The organism is Nocardia sp. NPDC047654, assembly GCF_043205035.1.
Taxonomy (GTDB): domain Bacteria; phylum Actinomycetota; class Actinomycetes; order Mycobacteriales; family Mycobacteriaceae; genus Nocardia.
Genome location: NZ_JBIDDF010000001.1, coordinates 913,403 through 938,140, shown reverse-complemented (window position 1 = coordinate 938,140; position 24,738 = coordinate 913,403). Strand labels below are relative to the sequence as shown.

Annotated in this window: 21 protein-coding genes and 1 pseudogene; 9 read left to right on the top strand and 13 right to left on the bottom strand. The window is 69.8% G+C overall.

Annotated features, from left to right (window positions below):
- Positions 1 to 33 precede the first annotated feature (33 nt).
- The 5 genes and pseudogenes from ACGF7Y_RS04470 to aroB all read left to right on the top strand — a co-directional run bounded on the left by ACGF7Y_RS04470 (position 34) and on the right by aroB (position 4,904).
- Positions 34 to 507, top strand: a complete 474-nt coding sequence (locus tag ACGF7Y_RS04470) for a prepilin peptidase (protein WP_393229074.1) — start codon at positions 34 to 36, stop codon at positions 505 to 507.
- Positions 508 to 748: 241 nt separating this feature from the next.
- Positions 749 to 1,597: a universal stress protein gene (locus ACGF7Y_RS04465; protein ID WP_393229072.1), complete on the top strand. Its 849-nt coding sequence runs from the start codon at positions 749 to 751 to the stop codon at positions 1,595 to 1,597.
- Between the two features lie 96 nt (positions 1,598 to 1,693).
- On the top strand, positions 1,694 to 2,902 hold the full coding sequence (gene aroC, locus ACGF7Y_RS04460) for a chorismate synthase (protein ID WP_393230939.1): 1,209 nt from the start codon (positions 1,694 to 1,696) through the stop codon (positions 2,900 to 2,902).
- Positions 2,899 to 3,561: pseudogene (locus ACGF7Y_RS04455) on the top strand (shikimate kinase); the annotation flags it as partial. The gene aroC and the pseudogene ACGF7Y_RS04455, both read left to right, overlap by 4 nt.
- A gap of 221 nt (positions 3,562 to 3,782) precedes the next feature.
- Complete coding sequence (gene aroB / locus ACGF7Y_RS04450; RefSeq protein WP_040867583.1) at positions 3,783 to 4,904, top strand: 3-dehydroquinate synthase; 1,122 nt, start codon at positions 3,783 to 3,785, stop codon at positions 4,902 to 4,904.
- Between the two features lie 85 nt (positions 4,905 to 4,989).
- On the opposite strand, the gene ACGF7Y_RS04445 is transcribed toward aroB, so the two are convergent.
- The 7 genes from ACGF7Y_RS04445 to ACGF7Y_RS04415 all read right to left on the bottom strand — a co-directional run bounded on the left by ACGF7Y_RS04445 (position 4,990) and on the right by ACGF7Y_RS04415 (position 13,140).
- On the bottom strand, positions 4,990 to 5,244 hold the full coding sequence (locus ACGF7Y_RS04445) for a hypothetical protein (RefSeq protein WP_062973566.1): 255 nt from the start codon (positions 5,242 to 5,244) through the stop codon (positions 4,990 to 4,992).
- A gap of 199 nt (positions 5,245 to 5,443) precedes the next feature.
- Positions 5,444 to 5,890: a B-4DMT family transporter gene (locus ACGF7Y_RS04440; protein WP_393229067.1), complete on the bottom strand. Its 447-nt coding sequence runs from the start codon at positions 5,888 to 5,890 to the stop codon at positions 5,444 to 5,446.
- Between the two features lie 48 nt (positions 5,891 to 5,938).
- Positions 5,939 to 6,766 (bottom strand): shikimate dehydrogenase, encoded by an 828-nt coding sequence (locus tag ACGF7Y_RS04435; RefSeq protein ID WP_393229064.1) that lies wholly within the window; start codon positions 6,764 to 6,766, stop codon positions 5,939 to 5,941.
- Positions 6,756 to 8,243 carry an endolytic transglycosylase MltG gene (gene mltG, locus ACGF7Y_RS04430; RefSeq protein ID WP_393229062.1) on the bottom strand — a complete coding sequence of 496 codons (1,488 nt, stop codon included), beginning with the start codon at positions 8,241 to 8,243 and terminating at the stop codon, positions 6,756 to 6,758. The genes ACGF7Y_RS04435 and mltG overlap by 11 nt, the downstream gene beginning before the upstream one ends.
- Positions 8,240 to 8,803, bottom strand: a complete 564-nt coding sequence (gene ruvX / locus ACGF7Y_RS04425; protein ID WP_062973558.1) for a Holliday junction resolvase RuvX — start codon at positions 8,801 to 8,803, stop codon at positions 8,240 to 8,242. Before ruvX ends, mltG begins: the two co-directional genes overlap by 4 nt.
- The gene (gene alaS / locus ACGF7Y_RS04420) at positions 8,803 to 11,472 is read right to left on the bottom strand and encodes an alanine--tRNA ligase (RefSeq protein WP_393229059.1); all 2,670 of its coding nucleotides are present in this window, start codon (positions 11,470 to 11,472) and stop codon (positions 8,803 to 8,805) included. The genes ruvX and alaS overlap by 1 nt, the downstream gene beginning before the upstream one ends.
- Before the next feature lie 267 nt (positions 11,473 to 11,739).
- Entirely contained in the window at positions 11,740 to 13,140 is a 1,401-nt protein-coding gene (locus ACGF7Y_RS04415; protein ID WP_393229056.1) for a replication-associated recombination protein A, read from the bottom strand.
- A gap of 65 nt (positions 13,141 to 13,205) precedes the next feature.
- Between ACGF7Y_RS04415 and ACGF7Y_RS04410 the strand changes: the two genes are divergently transcribed.
- Positions 13,206 to 14,876 (top strand): alkaline phosphatase D family protein, encoded by a 1,671-nt coding sequence (locus ACGF7Y_RS04410; protein ID WP_393229054.1) that lies wholly within the window; start codon positions 13,206 to 13,208, stop codon positions 14,874 to 14,876.
- A 14-nt stretch (positions 14,877 to 14,890) separates the two neighbouring features.
- Here ACGF7Y_RS04410 and ACGF7Y_RS04405 read toward each other — a convergent pair whose 3' ends face one another.
- Together ACGF7Y_RS04405 and ACGF7Y_RS04400 are read right to left on the bottom strand one after the other, a co-directional pair.
- Entirely contained in the window at positions 14,891 to 15,145 is a 255-nt protein-coding gene (locus tag ACGF7Y_RS04405) for a hypothetical protein (protein ID WP_393229051.1), read from the bottom strand.
- A 543-nt stretch (positions 15,146 to 15,688) separates the two neighbouring features.
- Positions 15,689 to 16,858: a phosphotransferase family protein gene (locus tag ACGF7Y_RS04400; RefSeq protein WP_040867617.1), complete on the bottom strand. Its 1,170-nt coding sequence runs from the start codon at positions 16,856 to 16,858 to the stop codon at positions 15,689 to 15,691.
- Positions 16,859 to 17,048: 190 nt separating this feature from the next.
- Between ACGF7Y_RS04400 and ACGF7Y_RS04395 the strand changes: the two genes are divergently transcribed.
- Complete coding sequence (locus tag ACGF7Y_RS04395) at positions 17,049 to 18,023, top strand: hypothetical protein (protein ID WP_393229048.1); 975 nt, start codon at positions 17,049 to 17,051, stop codon at positions 18,021 to 18,023.
- An 8-nt stretch (positions 18,024 to 18,031) separates the two neighbouring features.
- On the opposite strand, the gene ACGF7Y_RS04390 is transcribed toward ACGF7Y_RS04395, so the two are convergent.
- Both ACGF7Y_RS04390 and aspS read right to left on the bottom strand, forming a co-directional pair.
- Entirely contained in the window at positions 18,032 to 19,000 is a 969-nt protein-coding gene (locus ACGF7Y_RS04390) for a DUF389 domain-containing protein (RefSeq protein ID WP_393229046.1), read from the bottom strand.
- Positions 19,001 to 19,073: 73 nt separating this feature from the next.
- Entirely contained in the window at positions 19,074 to 20,858 is a 1,785-nt protein-coding gene (gene aspS, locus ACGF7Y_RS04385; protein ID WP_393229044.1) for an aspartate--tRNA ligase, read from the bottom strand.
- Positions 20,859 to 21,048: 190 nt separating this feature from the next.
- On the opposite strand from aspS, the gene ACGF7Y_RS04380 reads away from it, so the two are divergent.
- Complete coding sequence (locus tag ACGF7Y_RS04380; RefSeq protein ID WP_393229041.1) at positions 21,049 to 21,972, top strand: neutral zinc metallopeptidase; 924 nt, start codon at positions 21,049 to 21,051, stop codon at positions 21,970 to 21,972.
- A gap of 117 nt (positions 21,973 to 22,089) precedes the next feature.
- The gene (locus ACGF7Y_RS04375; protein WP_393229039.1) at positions 22,090 to 22,626 is read left to right on the top strand and encodes a hypothetical protein; all 537 of its coding nucleotides are present in this window, start codon (positions 22,090 to 22,092) and stop codon (positions 22,624 to 22,626) included.
- A gap of 77 nt (positions 22,627 to 22,703) precedes the next feature.
- Here the strand turns inward: ACGF7Y_RS04375 and ACGF7Y_RS04370 are convergent, their stop codons facing one another.
- Both ACGF7Y_RS04370 and ACGF7Y_RS04365 read right to left on the bottom strand, forming a co-directional pair.
- Complete coding sequence (locus tag ACGF7Y_RS04370) at positions 22,704 to 24,320, bottom strand: hypothetical protein (protein WP_393229037.1); 1,617 nt, start codon at positions 24,318 to 24,320, stop codon at positions 22,704 to 22,706.
- Complete coding sequence (locus ACGF7Y_RS04365; protein WP_040867626.1) at positions 24,317 to 24,646, bottom strand: type VII secretion target; 330 nt, start codon at positions 24,644 to 24,646, stop codon at positions 24,317 to 24,319. Before ACGF7Y_RS04365 ends, ACGF7Y_RS04370 begins: the two co-directional genes overlap by 4 nt.
- Positions 24,647 to 24,738 lie beyond the last annotated feature (92 nt).

Sequence of the window (24,738 nt, the reverse complement as noted above, 5' to 3'; positions counted from 1 at the left end):
CTTCCCGCGCGTGTGCCGGGTGAAGGTGGAGGCATGACCCTTCTCGCATGCGCCGTCCTCACCGTGTGGTGCGCGGTCCTGACAGTGTTCGACCTGCGCGAACGCCGCCTACCGAACGGTCTGACCGGTACGGGCGCGCTGACGGTCCTCGGATACGCCGTGCACACAGGGCAATTCACCGTCGCACTGCTGGGCGCACTGCTTCTGTCCGCGCCGTACCTGCTGGTACATCTCGCCGCACCCGCCGCGCTGGGCGCGGGTGACGTCAAGCTCGCGGTGATGCTGGGCGGGGCTGCCGCACTCGGCGGTGCGCGGCCGTGGGTGTGGGCGGCACTCGCAGCACCGATGCTCACCGCGTGTGCCGCGCTCGGTGCATCGGCCTGCCGGGGCGTATTCACCGCTCGTGCGGCCGGGCCGGGCAACCGCGCGGTCACCGTGCCGCACGGTCCCGCGATGTGCCTGGCGACTTTGCTGGCTTTGCTGTCGTCGGCCCTGGGCTCGACCTGAGTTCCTCCACCACTGCGCAGGCGCGTCTCCACAGCACACCCCGCGATCACGAAGTCAGCAAATCCACCGCAACTCATCGGTAGCATCAGTCGCGGGCAACGACTTTCCGAGCGGCCACCGCGGCGGCACTCGCCGGGGGCGGCGGTTCGGCGAGTCGTCCGGTCGAGTGGCCAGGACAGCGGAAACGGCGTCGGGAAGGAGCCACCCAGTGCATCCGAGGCACTCGTCGCGGAGACCGATCGTGGTGGGGACCGACGGTTCGGACCCATCGATCGTCGCGGTCCGCTGGGCGGCGCAGACCGCCGCGCTGCACGACGCGCCCCTGCACATCGCGCTGGTCGTCGAGTCGCCGCTCGCCTCCGACGACGACGATCCGCCGCGCCCGGCGGCGTTGCTGCGGGTGCGCGAAGCGGACGAGGCGATCGAGCGCGCCGCGAACGCCGCGGTAGCTGCCGCGCGAACCGTGCGCGACATCGCCATCGGCACCGAGATCCGCACCGCGCACATCGCCACCGCCCTGATCGAGCGTTCGCGCAGCGCGGCGATGCTCGTGGTCGGCACCCGCGGTATCGGCCGCGTCCAGCGAGTCCTGCTCGGCTCGGTCAGCACCGCCGTCGCCCGGGACGCCGATTGCCCCGTGGCGGTGGTACCTGCCGAGACGGCGCTGTGGGACCGGGCCGGCACCGGGCCGGTGATCGTCGGGGTGGACGGATCCGCCGCCGAGCAAGCCGCCATCGAGGTCGCGGCCACCGAAGCCTCGCTGCGCGGGGTCGAACTGGTGGCCGTGCACACCTGGGGCGAGGTCGAGCCGCTTGCCGCGATCGGCACCGACTGGACCGCGCTGCGCCGGACCGAGGAAGCGTTGCTCGCCACGAGCCTGGCCGGTTGGCAGGAGCAGTATCCGGAACTCACCATCCGGCGGGAGGTCGTCCGCGACCGGCCGGAGCGGCAGTTGCTCGAACGCTCCCGCGACGGACAACTGCTGGTGGTGGGCAACCGTGGCCGCGGAGCCCTTGGACGGCTGCTGTTCGGTTCGGTGGGTGAGGTGCTGCTGCGTTCGGTGGATCGCCCCATCGTCATAGCCCGCTGAGGCGTCGGCGGGTGGTATCGCCCTCCTCCGCCGTGCGCGTCGTCACGGGCGGGCCACGTTCCCGAGCACCGGCGTCGACATGGGAAGATGAACGACGTGCTGCGTTGGATAACTGCTGGAGAATCCCATGGTCCCGCTCTCGTCGCCATCCTCGAGGGGATGGTGGCAGGCGTCGAGGTGACGTCCGACGAGATCTCCACGCAGCTCGCGCGCCGCAGGCTGGGCTACGGCCGCGGCGCGCGGATGAAGTTCGAGGCCGACAAGGTCACCGTCGTCGGCGGTGTGCGGCACGGGCGCACGATGGGCGGCCCGGTCGCCATCGAGGTGGCCAACTCCGAGTGGCCGAAGTGGACCACCGTGATGTCCGCCGACCCGGTGGATCCGGCCGAACTCGCCGAGCTGGCCCGCAACGCACCGCTGACCCGCCCCCGGCCGGGGCACGCCGATTACTCCGGCATGCTCAAGTACAACTTCGACGACGCCCGTAACGTGCTCGAGCGCGCCAGTGCCAGGGAGACCGCCGCGCGCGTCGCGGCGGGCACCGTCGCCCGCAACTTCCTGCGCCAGGCGTTCGGCGCGGAGGTCGTCTCGCACGTCGTGTCGATCGGCACGGCGCAGAACACCTCCGGCATCGTGCCGACCGCCGCCGATCTCGCCGCGGTGGACGAGAGCCCGGTGCGGGCGTTCGACAAGGACGCCGAAGCCGCGATGATCGCCGAGATCGAGGCGGCCAAGAAGGAAGGCGACACCCTCGGCGGCGTGGTCGAGGTGGTCGTGGAGGGACTTCCGGTCGGCCTCGGCTCGTTCACCAGCGGCGAGAACCGGCTGGACGCGCGGCTCGCGGCCGCCCTCATGGGCATCCAGGCCATCAAGGGCGTCGAGGTCGGTGACGGTTTCGAGACCGCGCGCCGCCGCGGCAGCCAGGCACACGACGAGATGCGGCCCGGCCCCGACGGCGTGCTGCGCTCCACCAATCGCGCCGGCGGCCTGGAGGGCGGCATGACCAACGGCGAGGCGCTGCGCGTGCGTGCGGCCATGAAGCCGATCTCGACGGTGCCGCGCGCGCTGTCCACCGTCGACATGACCACCGGAGACGAGGCCGTCGCCATCCACCAGCGTTCGGACGTGTGCGCCGTTCCCGCGGCGGGCGTGGTGGCCGAATCCATGGTGGCGCTGGTCGTCGCGCAGGCGGCGCTGGAGAAGTTCGGCGGCGATTCGCTCACCGAGACGCTCGAGAACATCACCAGCTACATCAAGCGCATCAGCACTCGCCCCCACGTGCCCGCGGACAGTCGGTCACAATGATCGTGCAGACCGATCCGCGCGCCCCGCGCGTGGTGCTGGTCGGACCGCCGGGGGCGGGCAAGTCCACGATCGGCCGCAAGCTCGCCAGGGAACTCGGCGTCGAGCTGTACGACACCGATGCGGGTATCGAGCGGGAGACCGGTCGCACCATCCCGGAGATCTTCGCCGAAGACGGTGAGCCCGAATTCCGCAGGATCGAGGAGCGGGTGGTGCGCCGCGCCGTCCTCGCCGAGCGCGGTGTGGTCTCGCTGGGCGGCGGCGCCGTGCTGTCCGCCGACACCAGGGCCCTTCTGCGCGGCCGCACCGTGGTCTACCTGGAGATCAGTGTGGCCGAGGGCCTTCGGCGCACCGGCGCGAGCACCCAGCGGCCGCTGCTCAACGGCGCCGATCCCGGCGCGAAGTACCGGGAGCTGATGCGCGCCCGCAGGCCGCTCTACCGGGAGGTGGCCACCGTCCGGGTCCGCACCGACGGTCGCAGTCCGGGCCGGGTGGTACGGATGATCATGACCAAGCTCGGGATGGAGCCGGTCGAGCACGCCGAAGCGGATCTCCGGCCGCCACCGAGCGGAATTCCGCAGGGCAGCAGCCGATCCCGGTCCCGGCGTCGCGCCAGGGCCAAGGCCGCGGCCCGGCGTACGACCGCCGATCACGGCGAGAGCACCGCCACCGAAACCGGCGCCACGAAGGAATCGGCGGCGCCCACCACCGCTCGATCCCGCCGTACGCGCAGGGGCCGCACGAGCGAACCCGACGCCGCCAGCGGAGCGGGCGACGGCGAGACCGCGGCCGGCAACCGATCCAGGCGTGCCCGTGCACGCCGTGCCCGCGCCCGGGCGCGTCAGCAGTCGACAACAGCAACAACAGAATCGGAGCAAGCCACGTGACAGAGCCGAGTCGTCTCGAAGTCCGGACCGCCGACCCGTACCCGGTGATCATCGGTCGCGGGTTGCTCGGCGAACTCGTCGAGTCGGTCAGCGGCGCGACCAAAGGCGTGCGCACCGTGGCCATCTTCCATCAGCCGCCACTCGCCGAGACCGCCGAAGCGGTGCGGAAGGCGCTGGCCGACACCGGCATCGACGCACATCGTGTCGAGATCCCGGACGCCGAGGCGGGCAAGGACCTGGCCGTCGCCGGGTTCTGCTGGGAGGTGCTCGGGCGCATCGGCCTGACCCGCAACGACGTCGTGGTCAGCCTCGGCGGTGGCGCGGCGACCGACCTGGCCGGATTCGTCGCCGCCACCTGGATGCGCGGGGTGCGCATCGTGCACGTGCCGACCACACTGCTGGCCATGGTCGACGCGGCGGTCGGCGGCAAGACCGGCATCAACACCGAGGCAGGCAAGAACCTGGTCGGCTGCTTCCACGAGCCCGCCGCCGTGCTGGTCGACCTGGCCACGCTGGAGACGGTTCCGCGTAACGAGATCGTCGCGGGCATGGCCGAGATCATCAAGGCCGGTTTCATCGCCGACCCGGTGATCCTCGATCTGGTGGAGCGCGACCCCGAGGCCGCCCTCGACCCGTCCGGCGAGGTGCTGCCGGAGCTGATCCGCCGCGCGATCCAGGTGAAAGCCGACGTCGTCGCCGCAGATCTGAAGGAGTCCAGCCTCCGCGAGATCCTCAACTACGGTCACACCCTCGGGCACGCGATCGAGCGGCGGGAGCGCTACCGGTGGCGGCACGGCGCGGCGGTCTCCGTCGGGCTGGTGTTCGCCGCCGAACTCGGCCGTCTCGCGGGCCGTCTCGACGACGACACCGCCGACCGTCATCGCGCGATCCTGACCGCCGTCGGGCTGCCGACCAGCTACGACGCCGACGCACTTCCGCAACTGCTGGACGCCATGCAGACCGACAAGAAGACTCGCTCCGGCGTGCTGCGCTTCGTCGTGCTCGACGGCCTCGCCAAGCCGGGCCGACTCGAAGGACCCGACCCCACGTTGCTGGCCGCCGCCTACTCCGCCGTGGCGCGCGAAGGCAAGCCCGACACCGGCGGCATCCTGCTGTAGAGCCAGGACACCTCCGGTGCCGGACGGTGGTGTTCGACCGAACGAGGAACGGCGCACCCTCCAGGAGGGTCCGCCTTTTCTCGTCTCAGTGGGACGGAACCCAGAGGTCGTACCTACCACTGCCGTCGTTTCGCGGAACGCACTCCGCGTGATCGTTCCAGAGCGGCGCGTCCTTCATGCAGCTCGCCAGCGAGACGTTCGACGCCGACGACACGCATTGGAACCCCCACTTGGGCTGCGCCGAGGCGCAACCATCGGCTTTCGCCGCCGCCTGACCACCGAACACGAACGCGGACGCGGCGATCGCCATCGCCGCGGTGACCCCGAATCGAATCAGCACAACGCTTCCCCTCCCGTTGAAATGCATTGCACAGCAGCATAACCAGCGGCATCGGCAGCGGAAAGGGGAGGCACGCACCGGCGCTGCCGGTTGGCCGCATCGCCATCTACGCAATGCGTCAGCAAATGACGCGGACGAGCAACTTCATTCGCGGATCACCGGCCGTGTATCCGATTGCGTCGATGCGCGAGCCGGGGTGTCAAGCGGGGGTGGACTGTTTGCCTGCGGCGCGGTCGGCGAGCGCGCGGCCGATGCCAACGCCGATGAGGGCGAAGATGAAGATCAGCAGGACGATGAACGCCGCGGCCGCGGTGAGTTCGAAGAGCAGGCCGTTGTCTCCCAGGTCGAACTTGGGCAACCAGTCGAGCAGCCAGGCGGCGAGACCGCTGCCGACGCCGGCCACCACCGCGGCCTTCAGCCACAGCAGTGTCAGGTCGGTGCCGCGGTCGGGATCGGGCTGGGCCGCCCTGTCCTTACGTCCGTCCAGGAAACCCCAGTACAGGGCGGCCCCGACCAGCACGATCAGTGCGAGAGCACGCATCCACGCCCCGTGGGTCGGCCAGTACACCATCGCGAACCCCAGCGCGGCGCGCAGCAAGACGACCAGCGCACCGAGCACGATCGCCCGCAACACCCAAGCATTCATGCGCACCACCCTAACCCCGCGTCGCGCTCAACCAAACTAGAACCGGTATCAATTCCGGGGCCGGTGCCCCTCGTTCAGCGCCGCCGCCATCTCCGCGCGCGGCGCGGGCCGCCCGGTGAACAGCTCGACCTGCCCGTAGGCCTGGTTCAGCAGCATCTCCAAACCGCTGACCACCGTGTGCCCGGCCCTCGAAACCGCCTCGGCCAGCGGTGTCGGCCATGGGTCGTAGATCGCGTCGAGCACCACCGGAGCCTCCGCCACCGCGGGGGCGACTACCGCGGCCGCTGTGGCGGGAACGGTACTGATCACGGCGCCTGCCGCCGCGCAGATCCCCTGGAGCGGCCCGGCCTCGAATGCGGCCAACGCGGCAACCATTCCGAGCCGCTCGGCGAGTTCGAGCGCACCGCGCGCCCGGTTCGCGTCCCGCGCGACCACGGTGACCGACTTCGCGCCCAGCTCCGACAGCGCCAGCAGAGCGGGCCGTGCGGTACCGCCCGCGCCCAACACCACGCCTTCGGCCAGTTCTCCGGCCCCTGCGCCGCGCAGCGCACCGAGCACGCCGTCGACGTCGGTGCAGTCGGCCAGCCAGCCTGCGCCGGTGCGGACCAAGGTGTTGGCCGATCCGACCAGCACGGCACGCTCGGTGCGCTCGTGCGCGTAGGCCAGTGCCGCTTCCTTGCCGGGCATGGTCACCGAGAGCCCGACCCATTCCGAGCCCAGCCCGTCGACGAACCCGGGCAGTTGCTCGGCCGAGCATTCGATGCGCTCGTAGCTCCAGTCCAGCCCGAGCGCGCGATACGCGGCCAGGTGCAGCTGGGGCGATCGCGAGTGCGCGATCGGCTTACCCAGCACCGCCGCCTTGCGACTACCGGCCACCGCTGTCCTTGGAACTGTCGAGAATGCCGCTGCGCTGCGCCCGCGCGATCAGGCGCAGATGCTCCTGGTAGTCGTCGGTGAACAAGGTGGTGCCCTGCTTGTCGACGGTGACGAAGTACAGCCAGGGCCCCGCCTCCGGATTCTCCATCGCACGCAACGCGTTCAACGACGGCGCGGCGATCGGGGTCTTGGGCAGGCCCTGCATCGCGTAGGTGTTCCAGGCGGTTTCCTGAGCGCGGTCGGCGTCGGTGGTCGCCACCTCGGTGCGATCCAGGGTGTAGTTCACCGTCGAGTCGAACTGCAGCATCTGATCGACCCGCAGCCGGTTCACGATCACCCTTGCCACTTTGCCCATGTCCTGCGGTTTCGCCTCACGTTCCACCAGCGAGGCGGCGACCAGCGTCTCATAGGGCGTCAGTTTCGTGTCGGCTCCGGACTGCAGCAATCCGGTGGATTCATAGCTCTTCGCGCTCGCGGACACCAGTTGCCGCAGGATCTGTTCCGGTGTGCCGCTGGGATCGAAATCCCATGTGCCCGCGGCGATCAGGCCTTCCAGCTGTCTCGCCCGGTCCGGGCAGTCCTTGACACCCTGCATCGCCCACGCCGGCACCCCGAGCGCGGCCAGGTCCAGGCTCGCGCCCGCGGCATCGAGCTGTTCGTAGGTCACGCACTTCTGGTTCGCGCCGGTGCCGATGCAGCTGGCCTCGGCGATCTTGCGGTAGATGCCGTCGTACCGCCCGCCGGTGCTCATGTCGTGCTGGTCGTGCAGCAGACGTCCTTCGGAGACGACCAGGTTGCCGACCCGGGAGTCCTTGCCGACCAGCGCGGCGACCGCCTGCGCGGCGGGACTGCGGCTCGCGATCGCGTAGAAGCCCGGCTGCACCGAGTTCATGTTGGAATTCCGCACGGCCGCTTCGATGAACGCGCCGGTGCTGGCGACGACGCCCTTGTCGTGCATGGTCGCCGCGATCTGCGTCGAGGTGTCGCCGTCGTGCACTTGCACGATCACCAAGGGTCCGGGCGGACCCGCATAGTCCTCCGGCGGGCCGAAACTGGCGACCAGCTTCATGCCCGCGAAGACGACAGCGCCGGCGAACATCAGCGCGAAGACGCCGCCGACGATCCATATGGTCCGGCGGCGCCGCTTGCGCTCGGCGGCTTTGCGTGAGGCCACCCGGGATCGCTTGCCACGTTTACCAGGGCGCCCGGAACGCTCCGGCTGCACGCGCTTCGCGCGGCGCGGCGCCTGTTCGCGGGTAGCGCTCGCGCGCTGCCCGCCACGCCGCGGAGCGGGCGGAGCCGGCGTGGGCGGCTCCTCCTCCTCGTCATCGACGTAGCGGGGGATGACGGTCGTATCGTCGTCGTAGTAGTCGTCGCCGTCGTCGTGTTCGCCCCAGGCCCGGTCGTCTCTCCGATACCGCCGATCAGCTTCGCGCTGTCGGAACAGTTCCTCGGCCCGCGCCCACCGATCCGTCATGCATCGTCCCCGGGCGACGCGGGACGTCCCGCTTCCACCGACCTCAACACCGCACTCCGTTCGTCCAACCATCCTTGCAGGATCGACACGGCCGCCGCCTGATCGATCACCTGCCGCTGGCCACGCGCGCGAACTCCACTGTCCCGCAATGCACGTGCAGCTGACACCGTAGTCAAACGTTCGTCGGAAAGCCGGACCGGCACCGGCCCGACGGCAGCCCGCAATCGCTCAGCGAATGCGCTGGCCAGCGTAGCCGCAGTCCCCTTCTCCCCGCGTAATGTTCGCGGCAATCCGACGATTACCTCAACTGCCTCGTACTCCCGCACAATTTCGGCAATTCTTTCGATATCGGGTGCGGGAGCCGAACGCCGTGACGATTTCGCGCGCGGTACGGTCTCCACCGGCGTGGCGAGAATGCCGTCGGGATCGCACGCGGCGACCCCGATCCGGACACTGCCGACGTCGACGCCGATCCGCCTGCCCCGGCCGGGGTCGGTGGCGGGATCCGGCCGGTCGGCGCCGCGCTGCGCCGACCTCTCCGATTCCGCGGGCTCGCCCATCACCCGGCGAGTTCGGCCACCCGCGCGCGGACCGCGGCCAGGCCCGCCGGAATGCCGGACGGATCCGACCCCGCGCCCTGGGCCATCTCCGGCTTACCGCCGCCGCGTCCGGCGATACTCGGGCCGAAGCTGCCGACCAGATCACCCGCCTTGATGCCGAGTTCCTGCGCGGGCTTGTTCACGGCGACCACGAACGGCACCTTGCCGTCGGCGTTGCCGAGCAGCACCACCACGGCGGGCTCGCTGCCGAACCGGCCGCGGATGTCGGTGGCGAGGGTGCGCAGATCACCCGCGGGCACGCCCTCCGGCGCGGCCACGGCGACCAGCAGCAGGCGGCCGATCCGCTCGGCTTCCTCCACGAATGTGGCCGCCGACGACAGCACGGCCGCCATCTTCGTGCGCTCGAGTTCTTTCTCGGCCACCTTGAGCCGCTCCACGAGCTGCTCGACGCGACCCGGCACCTCTTCGGAGGGCACCTTCAGCGCGGAGGCGACACCGGCCAGCAGCGCGCGCTCCTTGGCCAGGTACTTGTAGGAGTCCAGGCCGACGAACGCTTCGACGCGCCGCACACCGGAGCCGACCGACGACTCGCCGAGCACCGTGATCGGGCCGATCTGCGAGGAATGCTGCACGTGCGTACCGCCGCACAGCTCCATGGAGAACGGGCCGCCGATCTCCACGACGCGGACCTCGTTGCCGTAGTTCTCTCCGAACAGCGCCAGCGCGCCCATCTGCTTGGCCTTCGGCAGATCGGTGAGGAAAGTGTTGACCGGGAAGTCGGCGCCTACCGCGTCGTTGGACACGGCCTCGATGTCGGCCTTCTGCTGCTCGGACAGCTGGCCCTGCCAGTTGAAGTCGAAGCGCAGGTAGCCCGGCTTGTTCAGGGAACCGGCCTGCACGGCGTTCGGGCCGAGCACCTGCCGGAGGGCAGCGTGCACCATGTGCGTGCCGGAATGGCCCTGCGTGGCGCCGCGCCGCCACGCGGGATCGGCTTGGGCGAGCACGATATCGCCCTCGGTGACCTGGCCGTGCTCCACGGTGGTCTTGTGCACCCACAGCTTCTTGGCGATCTTCTGCACGTCGTTGACGCGCAGCTTCAGGCCCGAGGAGGCGGTGATGGAGCCGCGGTCGGCGATCTGGCCGCCGGACTCGGCGTAGAGCGGGCTGCGGTCCAGGATCACCTCGACGTCCTGTCCGACGGTCGCGGCGGGCACCCGGACGCCGTCGGCGATCAGGGCGAGCACGGTGGCCTCGGAGGTGAGCTCGTCGAAGCCGGTGAACTCGGTGGCGCCCCGGTCGACCAGCTCCTTGTAGATCGTCAGGTCGGCGTGGGCGTGCTTACGGGACTGCGCGTCCTCCTTGGCGCGCTTGCGCTGCTCGGCCATGAGCGAGCGGAAGCCCTCCTCGTCGACCGACAGCCCGGCCTCGGCGGCCATCTCCAGCGTCAGATCGATCGGGAAACCGTAGGTGTCGTGCAGGGTGAACGCGTCCGATCCGGCGATCGTGCTGCCGCCCCCGGCCTTCACCGCGGCGGCGGTGTTGTCGAACAAGGTGGAGCCGGTGTTCAGCGTCTTCAGGAACGCCGTCTCCTCGCCGACGGCGACGGTCTCGATCCGGCGGAAGTCGGTGGCCAGCTCCGGGTAGGACGGGGCCATCAGGTCGCTGACGACCTTCATGAACTCGCTCATCACCGGCTTCTCGGCGCCGAGCAGGCGCGCCGAGCGCACGATGCGGCGCAGCAGGCGGCGCAGCACGTAGCCGCGGCCGTCGTTGCCCGGGTTCACGCCGTCGGCGATGAGCATGGCGGCGGTGCGGGCGTGGTCGGCGATCACGCGGAAGCGGACGTCGTCCTCGTGCTGGACGCCGTAGGAACGTCCGGTCAGCTCCTCGGCCTTATCGATGATGGGGCGCAGCAGGTCGGTCTCGTAGACGTTGTCCACGCCCTGCAGCAGCAGCGCGATCCGCTCGACGCCCATACCGGTGTCGATGTTCTTCTTCGGCAGCGACCCGACCGGCGGATGCCCCTGCTTCGGGCTCAACTCACCGCGGACGTCCTGCATGAATACGAGATTCCAGATCTCGAGGTAGCGATCCTCGTCGGCGACCGGTCCCCCGTCGCGGCCGTGCTCGGGCCCGCGGTCGTAGTAGATCTCCGAGCAGGGTCCACCGGGGCCGGGCACGCCCATGTCCCAGTAGTTGTCCTTGCCGTCGCGGAACTGGATGCGCTCCTCGGGCATGCCCGCGACCCGCTTCCAGATCTCGGCGGCCTCCGGGTCGTCCTGGTAGACGGTCACCCAGATCCGCTCGGGGTCGAAGCCGTAACCGCCTTCGTCCTGCGGCTTGGAGATCAGCTCCCAGGCGAGCGTGATCGCCCCCTCCTTGAAATAGTCACCGAAGGAGAAGTTCCCCGCCATCTGGAAGAACGTGTTGTGCCGCGTGGTGACGCCGACCTCTTCGATGTCGCCGGTCCGCACGCATTTCTGCACGCTGGTCGCCCGCGGGTACGGCGGCGCCTCCTGACCCAGGAAGTACGGCTTGAACTGGACCATGCCTGCGTTGACGAACAGCAGGTTCGGGTCGGCCAGGATCAGCGAGGCACTCGGCACCTCGGTATGGCCGGCACGGAGAAAGTGGTCCAGGAAACGCCGTCGAATCTCGTGGGTCTGCACGAATACCCAGCCTACCGGTGCCGCGCACGCGAATTTTCATCGACCGGGCACCCGTCGCGTCCCCGCGACCGCTCAGCCAACCCGGCCCCGCAGCGGCTCGCTGTCCGACATCATGCACACCGGAGCGGGCAGTTGGACAGGCTTCCCGAACACCCGTCGGACGGTCTTGCTGTAGACACCGTCTTCCGGGGCGCTGAACACGACTACTGTGGCCTGTCCGCCGGCGCCGGATGCACCATACCGGTGCCGTACGCCCGGCACGAGCGGTCAGCCTCGGACGATGCGGCGCAGCTTGTCGACCCGTGGACCGATTTCGCGTTCGTGCCCGTGGTCGGTGGGACGGTAGTAGTCGACGCCGACCAGTTCGTCGGGCGGGTACTGCTGAGCGAGCACGCCGTCTTTGTCGTCGTGGGGGTACCGGTAGCCCTGCGCGTTGCCGAGTGCCGCCGCACCCGCGTAGTGACCATCACGCAAGTGCGGCGGGACCGGGCCCGCCTTACCCGCCGCGACATCGGCCATGGCCGCTCCGATCGCGGCCACCACGGCGCCGGACTTCGGGGCGGTCGCCAGATGAATCGTCGCCTGCGCGAGCGCGAGGCGGCCCTCCGGCAGGCCGACCAGCTGCACCACCTGCGCGGCGGCGGTCGCCGTCTGCAACGCCATCGGATCGGCCATGCCGATGTCCTCGCTGGCGTGGATCATCAGCCTGCGGGCGATGAAGCGAGGGTCCTCGCCAGCGCTGAGCATGCGTGCCAGGTAGTGCAGGGCGGCATCGACGTCCGAGCCGCGGATGGACTTGATGAACGCGCTGATCACGTCGTAGTGCTGGTCGCCTGCGCGGTCGTAGCGGACGGCGGCCTTGTCCACGCTGGCCTCGACCAGGTCCACGTCGACGGTGCCGTCGAGCGAGGATTCGGCCGACGCTTCCAGCGCGGTCAGCGCACGGCGAGCGTCGCCGCCCGCGATCCGGACGATGTGCTCGAGCGCGGCGTCGGTGACGGTGTACTCGCCCGCGAGCCCACGCGGGTCGGCGATCGCGCGGCCGAGCACCTGGCGGATGTCGGCTTCGGTCAGCGACCGCAGTTGCAGCACCAGCGAGCGCGACAGCAGCGGCGACACCACCGAGAACGACGGGTTCTCGGTGGTCGCGCCGACCAGCAGGACGATGCGGTTCTCCACCGCGGCCAGCAGCGCGTCCTGCTGGGTCTTGGAGAAACGGTGCACCTCATCGATGAACAGCACGGTCTGCTCGCCCGCCGACAGCCTGCGCCGCGCCATGTCGATGACCGCGCGCACTTCCTTGACGCCGGCCGAGAGGGCCGACAGCGCCTCGAACCGCCGTCCGGTGGCCTGCGAGATGAGCGAGGCGAGGGTGGTCTTGCCCGTTCCGGGCGGCCCGTACAGCAGCACCGAGGCGGCGCCCGATCCCTCGATCAGCCTGCGCAGCGGCGAGCCGGGGCCGAGCAGATGCTGCTGGCCGACCACTTCCTCCAGCGTGGCCGGACGCACGCGCACGGCCAGCGGCGCACCCGCGTCCCTGCGCACCACGGTGTCGATCGAATGCTCCGGGGGCACCGCGGCACCGGGCACGTCGAACAAACCATCGCTCACCAGACGAACGTTACCCAGCCGCACCGACAGCGCGACATGCCGTTCCCCCGTACCCATTGCGCCGCGGAGGACAGCGGGACCGGCGCGGCGGCGAACCGAGTTGCGCGTCGCCGGTACTTCGGATGGGATCGGTACCCGTGCCTGAAAACGCATTCGTTTCAGATCCATCGTCCGCCACCCGCTTCGCTCGGCGCACCCTGCTGAAGGGCAGCGCGGCCGCCGCCACCGCCACCGCGGTGGCGGGCGCCGGACGCGCGCAAGCCGCGACACCGGCATTCCGGCACGGCGTCGCCTCGGGCGACCCGCTTCCCGACGGCGTCATCCTCTGGACCCGCGTCACCGTCTCCGACGAGGCGACGCCCGGTTCGGGCGTGGGCGACCCGGCGACCGTGCGGTGGGAGATCGCCGCGGACGAGCAATTCCTCTCGATCGCCGCCTCCGGAACCGTGACGGCCGCGGCGGAGTCCGACCACACCGTCAAGATCGACGTTTCCGGCCTCGCGCCGAACGTCGAGTACTTCTATCGCTTCAGCGCCCTCGGCCAGACCTCCCCCGTCGGCCGCACCAAAACCGCGCCCGCCACGGCGGACACACCGGACCGCCTTCGATTCGGCGTGGTCTCGTGCTCGAACTGGGAGGCGGGCTGGTTCGGCGCCTACCGTCACCTGGCCGGTCGCACCGACCTGGACGCGATCGTGCACCTGGGCGATTACATCTACGAATACGGTCGCGGCAAGTACGGCGGCCGCAACGGCACCGTGCGTGCGCACGAACCGGCGAACGAGATCGTCAGCCTGACCGATTACCGAATCCGCCACGCCCAGTACAAGACCGACCCGGATCTGCTCGGTCTGCACGCCACGCTGCCGTTCATCTGCACCTGGGACGACCACGAATCCGCGGACAACTCCTGGTCCGGCGGCGCGCACAACCACGATCCCGCCACCGAGGGCAGCTGGATCGACCGGCGCGCCGCCTCCGCGCAGGCCTACTTGGAATGGATGCCGGTCCGCGCGTCCGGGTCCGGCGCCGACGCGCGGATCTACCGCAGACTGCGCTTCGGCACCCTCGCCGAGCTCAGCATGCTCGATCTGCGCAGCTACCGCGACGAGGAGGCGAAACCGGGAGCGAACTGGCGGGAGGCCGACAACCCGGCGCGCACCATCACCGGTAAGGCGCAGATGGAGTGGCTTATCGCGGGATTGGCGTCCGCGCCGGTGCGGTGGAAGCTGGTCGGCAACTCGGTCATGATCGCTCCGCTGGTCTTCCCGCCGCTGGAGCCTGCCACCACGGCGGCGATCACCAGCACCTTGGGCGTCCCGGAGTCCGGCCCGTCACTGAACGGCGACCAGTGGGACGGCTATACCGCCGACCGCACCCGCCTCTTCCGCGCCATCATCGACCAGCAGATCTCCGATGTGCTGTTCCTGACCGGGGACATCCACTCCTCGTGGGCCGCGGATCTCCCGGTGGACGCGGCGAGCTACCCGGGCGGGGCGACGGCGGGCGCCGAGTTCGTGGTGCCGTCGGTGACCTCGTCCAGCATCGGCGACCTGCTGCGGACGAATTCCGCGCCGATCGCGGAATCGCTCGGGGCGATCAACCGTCATCTGCGGTACGTGGAATTGGATTCGCACGGCTACGGCGTGCTGGAGGTCACCGCGGAGCAGGCACAGATGGACTGGTACTACCTGCTGAACGTCACCGACCCGAATTCCGGTGTGCGCTACGGCGCTTCGTTCGCCGTGCGTTCCAGGGGCCGGGTCGAGCCGCGGCCGGGGCCGCTCGGCTGATCGTCGGGCGGAGCTCACTCTCCGCCCGCGCATCCGCCACCGCATCCACCGCCACCACTGCTGCTGTTGTTGTTGTCCGACTTGCCATGCGGTCGGTTCCGCCATTGATAGGCGCGAACCTCTTTGCTGAGCTGCGCTCCGGCCGCGCGGGCACGCGTCGCCGGGTCGCCTTCGATCCGGCTCCGGCCTCTGTTTCTTCGCAGGATCACGACGCCGAACGGCACGGCGACGAGAACGATCGCAAGCAATACCAGCAGTAGGTGACCCATTCGGCACTCCCTCTTCCCCGCGCCCGTGCCCCTGGAACCGAGCGCTCCCGACCTCTCATCATGCGGGTCCCGCAGGCCGATTCGCATCCGTACGCATTCGGCTCTGCGACGGCCGCGAGACGAGCAACGCTATGGGCTTCCCCAGGGCCGATCCATCCCGGTGGCGATCGACCACCGGCACCGGATCGCCTCGGCGAGATCGCGGGCAGCGGCGGCGGGGTCGTTGTATCGGTCAGAATCGCTCGTCGTCCCAGTCGATCGCCTCGCGGCGGCGGGCCGGCACAGTGAGTCCCGCACCGCGTCCAGCAGGTCGCATCAAATGGGTGCCACGCAAGTGCACCCAGCGCGGGAGCGCGCAAAGACACCGGCGAAGGACGGCAACCTCTTCGGCTTCCTGCCTGCGATGCGGTCCAGGAGCCCGGCTGCGTGAAACCGCTTCGTAACCCGGTAGAAGACCGCCGGAACGACGACAACAGAGCCGGCGGCCGAATTCACATCGCTGAGGTCCAGCACAGCCACGTCCAATTCTTCGGACGCGAAGCCCTACTCCGACCAGCGCTCTTCCAGCATCGCCGACACGTCCTCGGCGAAATCACCTACGATGTCGTCCCCCGTGCACCGCGCGTCTTCGGCGAGCGCGGCCCAGCGGTTGATCAGGGCCGCCGAGCGCGGCACCGACAGCCCGTGCTCCCTGGCAGCCGCGATACGCGTGTGGTCGGCGGGCAGGAACCAGTAGGTGGACAGCCACACCCAGATCAGCCGGGCTTCCAAGATGCGTTCGGCCAGCTGGTCGTCGTCGGCCAGCGCGGGCCACACGCCCACGACTTCCGCGCGCCACGCCTCGACCATCTGGTTGGCGCGTTCGCGCGAGAGCTCGAGGTCGCACAGGCAGCCCGGGAAGGACACCAGCGCGTAGGCGATGTCCAGGGTGGCGTCGCGGAATCCGCCCCACTCGTAGTCGAGGAAGCGGGCGCCCTCCTCGTTCAAGATCACATTGTCCGGGCAGAGGTCCGACGGGCTGAACGCCCGGAAGCGCCCGGCGGAGTACAGGCGGTTGCCGCGCACGATCCGCTCGGCGATCTCGCCGGGCACCTCGATGCCCAGTTCGCGCTGGAGCATGCCGGGCACCTCGGCGATCGCCGACTCGGCCTGCTGGGCGATGCCGTCCACCCGGTGCACCACGTCCACCCGGCGCAGCAACGCGACGAAGTCCGCCTCGCGCCCGACGGTGGCGGCGTGCATCCGGCCCAGCGCCTGGGCGAAGGCCATGAGGGCATTGCGGGTGGCAGGCTCGGCGCCGGAGCGCAGCACGGCGGTGAGCAGTGAGTTCTCACCGAGGTCGCTGAGGATCAACAGCCGGTCGGGGAGGCTGTGCGCGATCAGGTACGCGCCCGGCCGGTGTTCCCGGCTCAGTGCGGTGGTGAACTGGTAGGACACCGTCTCGCGGAGGAACGCGGAATCGATGCTGGCCACCCCGGGCGCCAGTCCGCCGGTCCGGCGATCCTGGGCGGCGCCACGGACCTGCTTGATTATCAGGGTTCGTGGCAACGAGAAGGCGTTCTCCGCTACTCGCACACGTAGGACGGTCGTCCTACCACTACCGCTGAGTTCGATCGGATCGCTCAGCTTTACCGGAGCACCCATTCGCTTTGTGAGCAACTGTTGCGCTGCGGACACGACTTCGGCGGCGCGTTCGGCCAATAGTGCGGTCATCGCCTCTCAAAGTACTCGCATGGGGTCACTTCTAGCGAGCGGTTACACAACCTTTCCGCGTCGCCCGGCGTGTCTCCGGCCAGGCCGGAGGGTGGCCGCCGGTCGCTTGACACCTGTGCACCCGTCGGGTTTTCTCATCGTGAACTGCCGTGCGCCACACCGCAAACCAGTTGAGTGGAAAGGTCCACGCATGACCGAAACACCGCCCCCCGCACCCAAACAATCACCTGGTGGCGCTTCCTCCCCGAACGACGAGGAACGCTTCGCGGCACGGCCGGGGCAGCACGAGAACCCCGATCCGCGAGGCGGCACCCCCGGAACCGGCCAATCCCGCCACGAGATGGGCGGTTCGCCAGCATACCCGCAGTTCGAAGGTCCCGGCGCGGCGCACTACGGCAGCGAACCAGTGCAGCCACCCCCGCCCGGGGACGCGCCGCACCCCAGCTACGGCCCACAGGGCACCGGCCCGGGGTGGGCGCCACCGCCCGGCCCGGCGCCTACCCAGGAGCCGGTCTACGGCTACCAGCAGGTCACCACGGGACCGCGCACGCTGGACGTGGGCCAGGCGCTCAGCTACGGCTGGGCCCGTTTCCGGGACAATCCGGGCCCGTGGGTCGGGGTGACCGCGGTGGGCATGGTCATATACCTGGCGTTCGTGCTCGTCGTCCAGCTCGCCGACCCGACGACGATGCTGCCGCTGCTGCTCGTCTTCCTGGCGGTCATGGCCGGGATATGGCTGCTGCAGGCGGCGATGGTGCGCGGCGCCCTGTACGAAACCGACGGCACCCCGCCACCTTTCGGCGCCTACTTCCGATTCGTGAACGCGGGCAATGTGCTGCTCACCGCGCTGCTGGCGTTCACGCTGACCTTCCTCGGCGCGGCGATCTGCCTGATCCCCGGGCTGATCGCCGGCTGGCTGTGCATGTTCTCGCTGCATTTCGTCGTCGATCAGGATCAGGGTCCGTTCGAGGCGCTGAAGTCCAGCTTCACCCTGGTGGTCGCCAACGCCGGGCAGGTGCTGCTGCTCGCGCTGGCGGTGCTGGTGGTCACCTTTCTGGGACTACTGCTGTGTGGTTTCGGCCTCCTGATCGCGGGCCCGGTCGCCGTCATCGCCGTGACCTACGCCTACCGCGCCCTCACCGGCGGTACCGTCGCCCCGCTGTGAAACCCGCCTCACTTCTCGACCGGTGAGCGCATCCCGATCAAGCGTTTGAACCGTTCCACCGGACCGGCCTCGCCGCCCGCGCGAGGCCGGAGCGCGAGCACGATGATCCCGGCCACGATGATGCCCCCCATGTTCACCGCGAGCTGACCCGCGGACAGGAACGCCACCCGCCACTCCCCCAAAGTCGCCGCCACCACGGCGAATCCGGCCGCGGGCACGGTGGTCACCGAGATGAACACGCCGACGAGCGCGGCCGATTTCGCGGTCACCAGCGACAACATGCCCGCCGCGCCCGCGAGCAGCGCGACGACCAGCGAGAACGGGCCGACCTGGTAAATGAAGTCGACCTGTTCGATACTGCCCACCCCGTCGATGGTGATCCAGCCGACCTGCTCCCACACCACCGTCGCCAGCAGCGTGACCACCATCGCCACCGGAAAGCCGACCGCGAGCGCGACGGCCGAGCGGCGGGCGAGCCGGAAATCCCTGCGCACCAACGCCACCGCGAACGCGGCCAACGGACCGAACTCCGGACCGACGACCATCGCTCCGACGATCGTCACCGGCGAATCGGTTGTGACGCCCACGGCGGCGAGCAGGCAGGCGATCGTCAGGAACGCGAGGAACGTCGCGTTGAGGCTCGACTCCTCGTGCGTCTGCGCTACCAGTTCCTCCCACACCACGGCGTCGCTCGGATCACCGGGCGCCTCGTGCACAGCGCGTTCGCCCGCGTCCGACAGGACCGTCTCGACCGGTGTGAGCGTCAAGCCGCCGGAACGGCAGATCCCTAACGCCGTGAGGTCCTCGAGCACGGTGTTGGCGGCCTCGCGAGCCACGTCCGCCTGGACGAGGTCGCCCTTAGGCTCCAGCGCCGCACCGCGTGCCAGGGTCACGTGCGTGACCCCGGGATCGGCGGCGAGTACCGCGAGCACCTCGTCGGTGCTCTCCGGCGGGCTGATCATGCGCAAGTGCAGCAACGGGTTTCCTCGTGGTCGGCGTCAGCCGGCACGGACGCGGCTGACCAGAAGATACCGTTCGCGGCAGCGGCCGCTACGAGGCGGGCGCGTCCTTCTTCTGCTCCGGCTTGACGTCCAGTCCCGCCTCTTTGCGCTGCTGCGCGGTGATCGGCGCGGGCGCGTCGGTCAGCGGGTCGACGCCGCCACCGGTCTTCGGGAAGGCGATGACCTCGCGGATCGAATCCTCCCCCGCCAGCAGCGCGGTGACCCGGTCCCAGCCGAAGGCGATGCCGCCGTGCGGCGGAGCGCCGAAGGCGAAGGCGTCGAGCAGGAAGCCGAACTTCTCCTGGGCCTCCTCGTGCGTGATGCCCATCACCTCGAACACCCGTTCCTGCACGTCGCGGCGGTGGATACGAATCGACCCGCCACCGATCTCGTTGCCGTTGCAGACGATGTCGTAGGCGTAGGCCAGCGCAGAGCCCGGGTCGGTGTCGAAAGTGTCCAGCGACTCCGGCTTCGGCGAGGTGAACGCGTGGTGCACCGCGGTCCAGGCGGAATGGCCCACCGCCACGTCACCGCTCGCGGTCGCCTCGACGGTCGGCTCGAACAGCGGCGCGTCCACGATCCACACGAACGACCAGGCGTCCTCATCGATGAGGCCGACCTTGCGGGCGATCTCGACGCGCGCCGCACCGAGCAGCGCGCGCTGCGCCTTCGGTGCGCCTGCGGCGAAGAACACACAGTCCCCGGGCACCGCGCCGACGTGCTTGGCCAGGCCCTCGCGCTCGGCTTCGCTGAGGTTCTTGGCGACCGGGCCACCCAGCGTGCCGTCCTCGTTCACCAGGATGTACGCCAGCCCCTTCGCGCCGCGCTGCTTGGCCCACTCCTGCCAGGCGTCGAGCTGACGCCGCGGCTGGCTCGCGCCGCCCGGCATGACCACCGCGCCGACGTAGGGCGCCTGGAACACCCGGAACGGGGTGTCCTTGAAATAGTCCGTGCACTCGGTGATCTCCACGCCGAAGCGCAGATCGGGCTTGTCGCTGCCGAAGCGGCGCATGGCCTCGGCGTAGGTCATGTGCGGGATGGGGGTCTGGATCTCGTAGCCCACCAGCTTCCACAGCGCGACCAGGATCTCCTCGGCCAGCAGGATCACGTCCTCCTGGCGCACGAAGCTCATCTCGATGTCGAGCTGGGTGAACTCCGGCTGCCGGTCGGCGCGGAAGTCCTCGTCCCGGTAGCAGCGCGCGATCTGGTAGTAGCGTTCGATGCCGCCGACCATGAGCAGCTGCTTGAACAGCTGCGGGCTCTGCGGCAGGGCGTAGAAGCTGCCCGGCTGCAAGCGGGCGGGCACCAGGAAGTCGCGAGCGCCCTCGGGCGTGGACCGGGTCAGCGTCGGAGTCTCGACCTCGACGAACTCGTGGTGGGCGAGCACCTCGCGGGCGGCCGCATTGATCTTGGAGCGCAGCCGGATGGCGTGCGCCGGGCCTTCCCGGCGCAGATCCAGGTAGCGGTGCTTCAGGCGCGCTTCCTCACCGGGCTGCTCGTCCAGCTGGAAGGGCAGCGGCGCGCTCTCGTTCAGCACCTCGAGCTCGGTGACGTTCACCTCGATCGCGCCGGTCGGCAGTTCCGGGTTCTCGTTGCCGCTCGGACGCGGTTCCACGGTGCCGGTGACGCGCACGCAGTACTCCGCGCGCAGCCGGTGCGCCTGTTCGGCGGGTTCGCCCTCGCGGAACACCGCTTGGGACACGCCGGACGCGTCGCGCAGATCGATGAAGATCACCCCACCGTGGTCACGCCGCCGGGCCACCCAACCGGTGAGAGTGACGGTCTGACCGGCATGCTCGCTTCGCAGCGAACCAGCCAAGTGGGTGCGCAGCACGGGGTTCCTTTCGACGACGCTGACACCGGGCGCGGGGTGACCAGGTGCGAGTCCATCGTAGTGAGACACATTCCCCGAGAGGAAACCGATATCGACCCGCCCATGCCAAGCTGTATCCGAGGGAGAGCGAACCGGGGCCGTACGACCGAGGGCTGTGTGTACCCCGGGGACGAGCGAGAAAGCGACGACGATGACCTTCAACGAGGGCATGCAGATCGACCCGGACCGGGTTTCCTCCGGCGGTCCCGGCATGGGCGGCAAGCTCGCGCTGGGCGGTGGAGCGGGTGGACTCATCGTGCTGGTGCTGGCGCTGCTGCTGGGCGGCGACCCCGGCTCCATCCTCGGCAACTTCACCGGTACGCCGGAGGAGAGCCAGACGCAGCCGGGCACGGAGGGCACGCCGAGCCACTGCAGGACCGGCGCGGACGCCAACAAATACGTCGACTGCCGGGTGGCGCTCACCGCGCAGAGCCTGGACGCCGTGTGGTCGGCCGAACTGCCGAAGCAGGCGGGCAAGCGCTACTCGCAGCCGAAGGTCGTGCTCTTCTCCGGGGCCACCTCCACCGGATGCGGCAACGCCACCAGCGACGTCGGGCCGTTCTACTGCCCGGCCGACCGGACCGCCTACTTCGACACCAGCTTCTTCCAGGAGCTGGTGGATCGCTTCGGTTCCAGCGGCGGTCCGCTCGCGCAGGAATACGTGGTGGCGCACGAGATCGGCCATCACATCCAGAACATGCTCGGTGACCTCGGCCGCGCGCAGCGCGATCCGCGCGGGCCGGAGTCCGGCGCGGTACGCACCGAACTGCAGGCCGACTGCTACGCGGGCATCTGGGCCCACTTCGCGGACAAGCAGCCTGCGCCCGGCGGCGACCAGCCGTTTCTGAAGCCGCTGTCGGACAAGGATGTCGACGACGCGCTGTCGGCGGCCGCGGCGGTCGGCGACGACCGTATCCAGCGCGCCGCGCAGGGCCGGGTGAATCCCGAAGCATGGACGCACGGTTCGTCCGAGCAGCGACAGAAGTGGTTCCTCACCGGCTACAAGACCGGTCAGGTCCGGGCCTGCGACACGTATTCGGCGCAAGACCTGAACACTCCGCCCGGCCTGCGATAGACCCGGATCCGATCGATCCAGCGCGCCGGTTCCTCCCGAAGGCCGGCGCGCTGTCATGATCTACGGCAGTTCACCTGTGTTGCGGGTGGACACGGACAGCACCGGAAGATGGGATCGATGCGAGTAACGAAAGCTGTTGTGCTGGTTGTGCTGCTGGTCGTCGCGGCGGGCTCGGGCGCCGCCACGGCCGACCCGGCCCTGGATCGCCCCAGCGCGCTACCGCCGATCGCCGCGCCGCTGGCGTTGTTCACGCTGACCACCATTCCGGACGGGTGGCAGGCCCGCACGGACCTGCGTCCGCAGTTGGAGATCTTCGCCGACGGCCGTGCGGTCAGCAGCCCCGACGCCGTGGCCGCCGAGCGCAGGCCGGAGACCCCGCCCAAGCGGATCGACGGCCACATCCCGCCCGACGTGCTGAGCGCGGCGCTGGCGGAGACCAAAGCGCTCGCCACGGTGGACCTCGGCGTGCCGGCCGCCACGGATCAGAGCAGCCGGATCATCGACTTCATGCCGCAGTCGCCGTCGGAGGACGTACATCTCGTGGTGTATTCGCCCGACACCACCGAAGGGCTCGGCGCCGAGCAGCAGGCCGCACGCAAGCGCTTCGCCGACCTGTACCGGAAACTGCTCGACGCGTTCGCGCAGGACAACTGACCATCGCTCGTCACCCGGCCCGAACGGCGACGATCCCCGTTCGGGCCGGGTGCCGTGCGTGCCTCCCCCGCGACGCGTCAGAACTGGTCTTGCTCGTAGTCCGAACTGATGATCTCGTCCGAGTGCGTGGCACCGATGACGTCCGGCGTGGACTCGCCCAGTGGGCCGGTGAGGTCGTCGTTGCCGGCGGGACTCAGATACGGCTGCACCGAGCGCGAGTGTTCGTCGTCATTGCCGCGCTGCCCCGCCGCGCCTGCCGGGCCACCCATGAAACCGTTCGACCCGGCAGATGTGGTGCTCGCGGGCGAGCCGGTACCGAATGACGTGCCCGGGACGCCGGCGACCGAGCGGATCGGGGGAACCGTGGTGCCGGGCAGGCCGGTGGCTTTCGGGACCGATGGCGTGCTCGGACTTCCGGGCCTGCCGGGACTGCTGCCGAGCAGTCCGCTCGGCGTGCCGTGGCTGGTACTCGGGCTGTGCGTGGTGTGCACCGACGACGGCGTTGTCGAGGGGGTCGAGGTCCCGGGCGTGGCGGAGTCCAGGCCGGCCGCCTTGGTCGCGGTATCCGAGGCGGTCGACTGCGCCTGCTCCAAGATCGGCTGGCCGACGTTCTCCGCCAGCGCCTGCGCGACCTCCTGCGGCGCCGGACCGCCGCCCGGCGCGACCAGTTGCTGCACCATGCCGCTGAGTTCGGCGGTCTTGCCCGCCAGATCACCGCGGGTGGCGTTGACCACGCCGACGGCGTTGCCCAGGTGTTCGGTGGCCGAGGCGATCAGCGTCGCCTGGGCCGGCGGGGTGAGGATCACCGGCGCGAGCGCGGTCGCCTGGGTGGCGAACGACGACGCGATGCCGAGCAGCTGCGCGTTGCCCTGCTGTACCACCGTTGCGGCACGCTGGGTGAGCTCGGAGATGTCGATACCCCGCTGGCTGGTCTGCTGCCCCTCCACGTTCGCCTGCTGGCTCGCGGCCTGGGCGTTGCGCGCGGCCTGGCTCTGCCACAACTGCTCGACCGTGCTCATGCTGCCCTTGCCCACCTGCATGGCCATCTCGATGACCTTGGAGGACTGGCTCAGGATCGCGGTCGGGTCGAACGCGCCGATGACGCCGGTGCCGAAGCTGCTCAGCAGATCCAGGATCGGCTTCATCAGCAGGTCGACGCCGGGGAGCGCGGGCACCGCGACACCCTGCATCAGCGCGGCGACCGGGTCGGCGGGCAACGGGGGCAACGCCGCGGCGGCGGCCGCCGCCTGGTTCACCGTGCCCGCGACCGCGCTCGACGCGTCGGCGAGTGCCCCGTTCAGCACGCCGGGGGCCTGATCGAGCGCCGCTTGGACAGCGGGCGCCGCGACGTGGTCGACCGCCGAGTTCATGTCACCGAGCAGCGCCGACGACTCGTGCGGCCCGCCGAGTACGTTCTCGGCGCCCGGTGCGCCGTTCAGACCCGGCAGACCGGAGGGCATGGCGCCGACCGACTGCTGATCCTCGGCGATCTTGCGCGACAGCACGAAAGCCGGCGGCTCGATGGGCGGCAGATCGTCTGGCAGCTGCGGCAACGGCAGGTCCAGCACCGCCTGCTCGGGCGCGTTCTGCAGTGTGTCCAGTACGGACTGCTGGCCGATCGCGACATTCTGCTCGGCCGCGTGCGCGACGGCGTGGTCCTCCGGCGCGATGACGCCACTGTCGAGCGGCCTCATACCGCGCCCCCGATCTGGCCCGCGATCGATCCGAGCGCGCCCGCGTTGGACCAGTCGACCGCGTCGTAGGCCGCGGCGGCGCTGAACGCCGAGTCCGAGAGCTTGGCGTACTTGGCCGACAGATCGTTGATGTCCTTGGCCTGCAACACCTGTGCCGCCGCGAACATCGCCAGGTAGTCGGCCCCGATCAAGCCGAACACCGGAACGAGCGCGGAAACGTTCTTCACCGCGTCGAAATTGCCCGCCCCCGCGAGATCACCGGCGATACCGGCGTTCGTGGCGGCGAACGCCCGGACCGCTTCGGTCTCTACCGAGAGATCACTCATCGAGTTGCCCCCCAAATCGTCGTACAGATCTGCGTCATGAAGTTGTCGTGATCCGCCGGCTCCCTGCCGAATCGGCAAGGGCCGCTACGGTT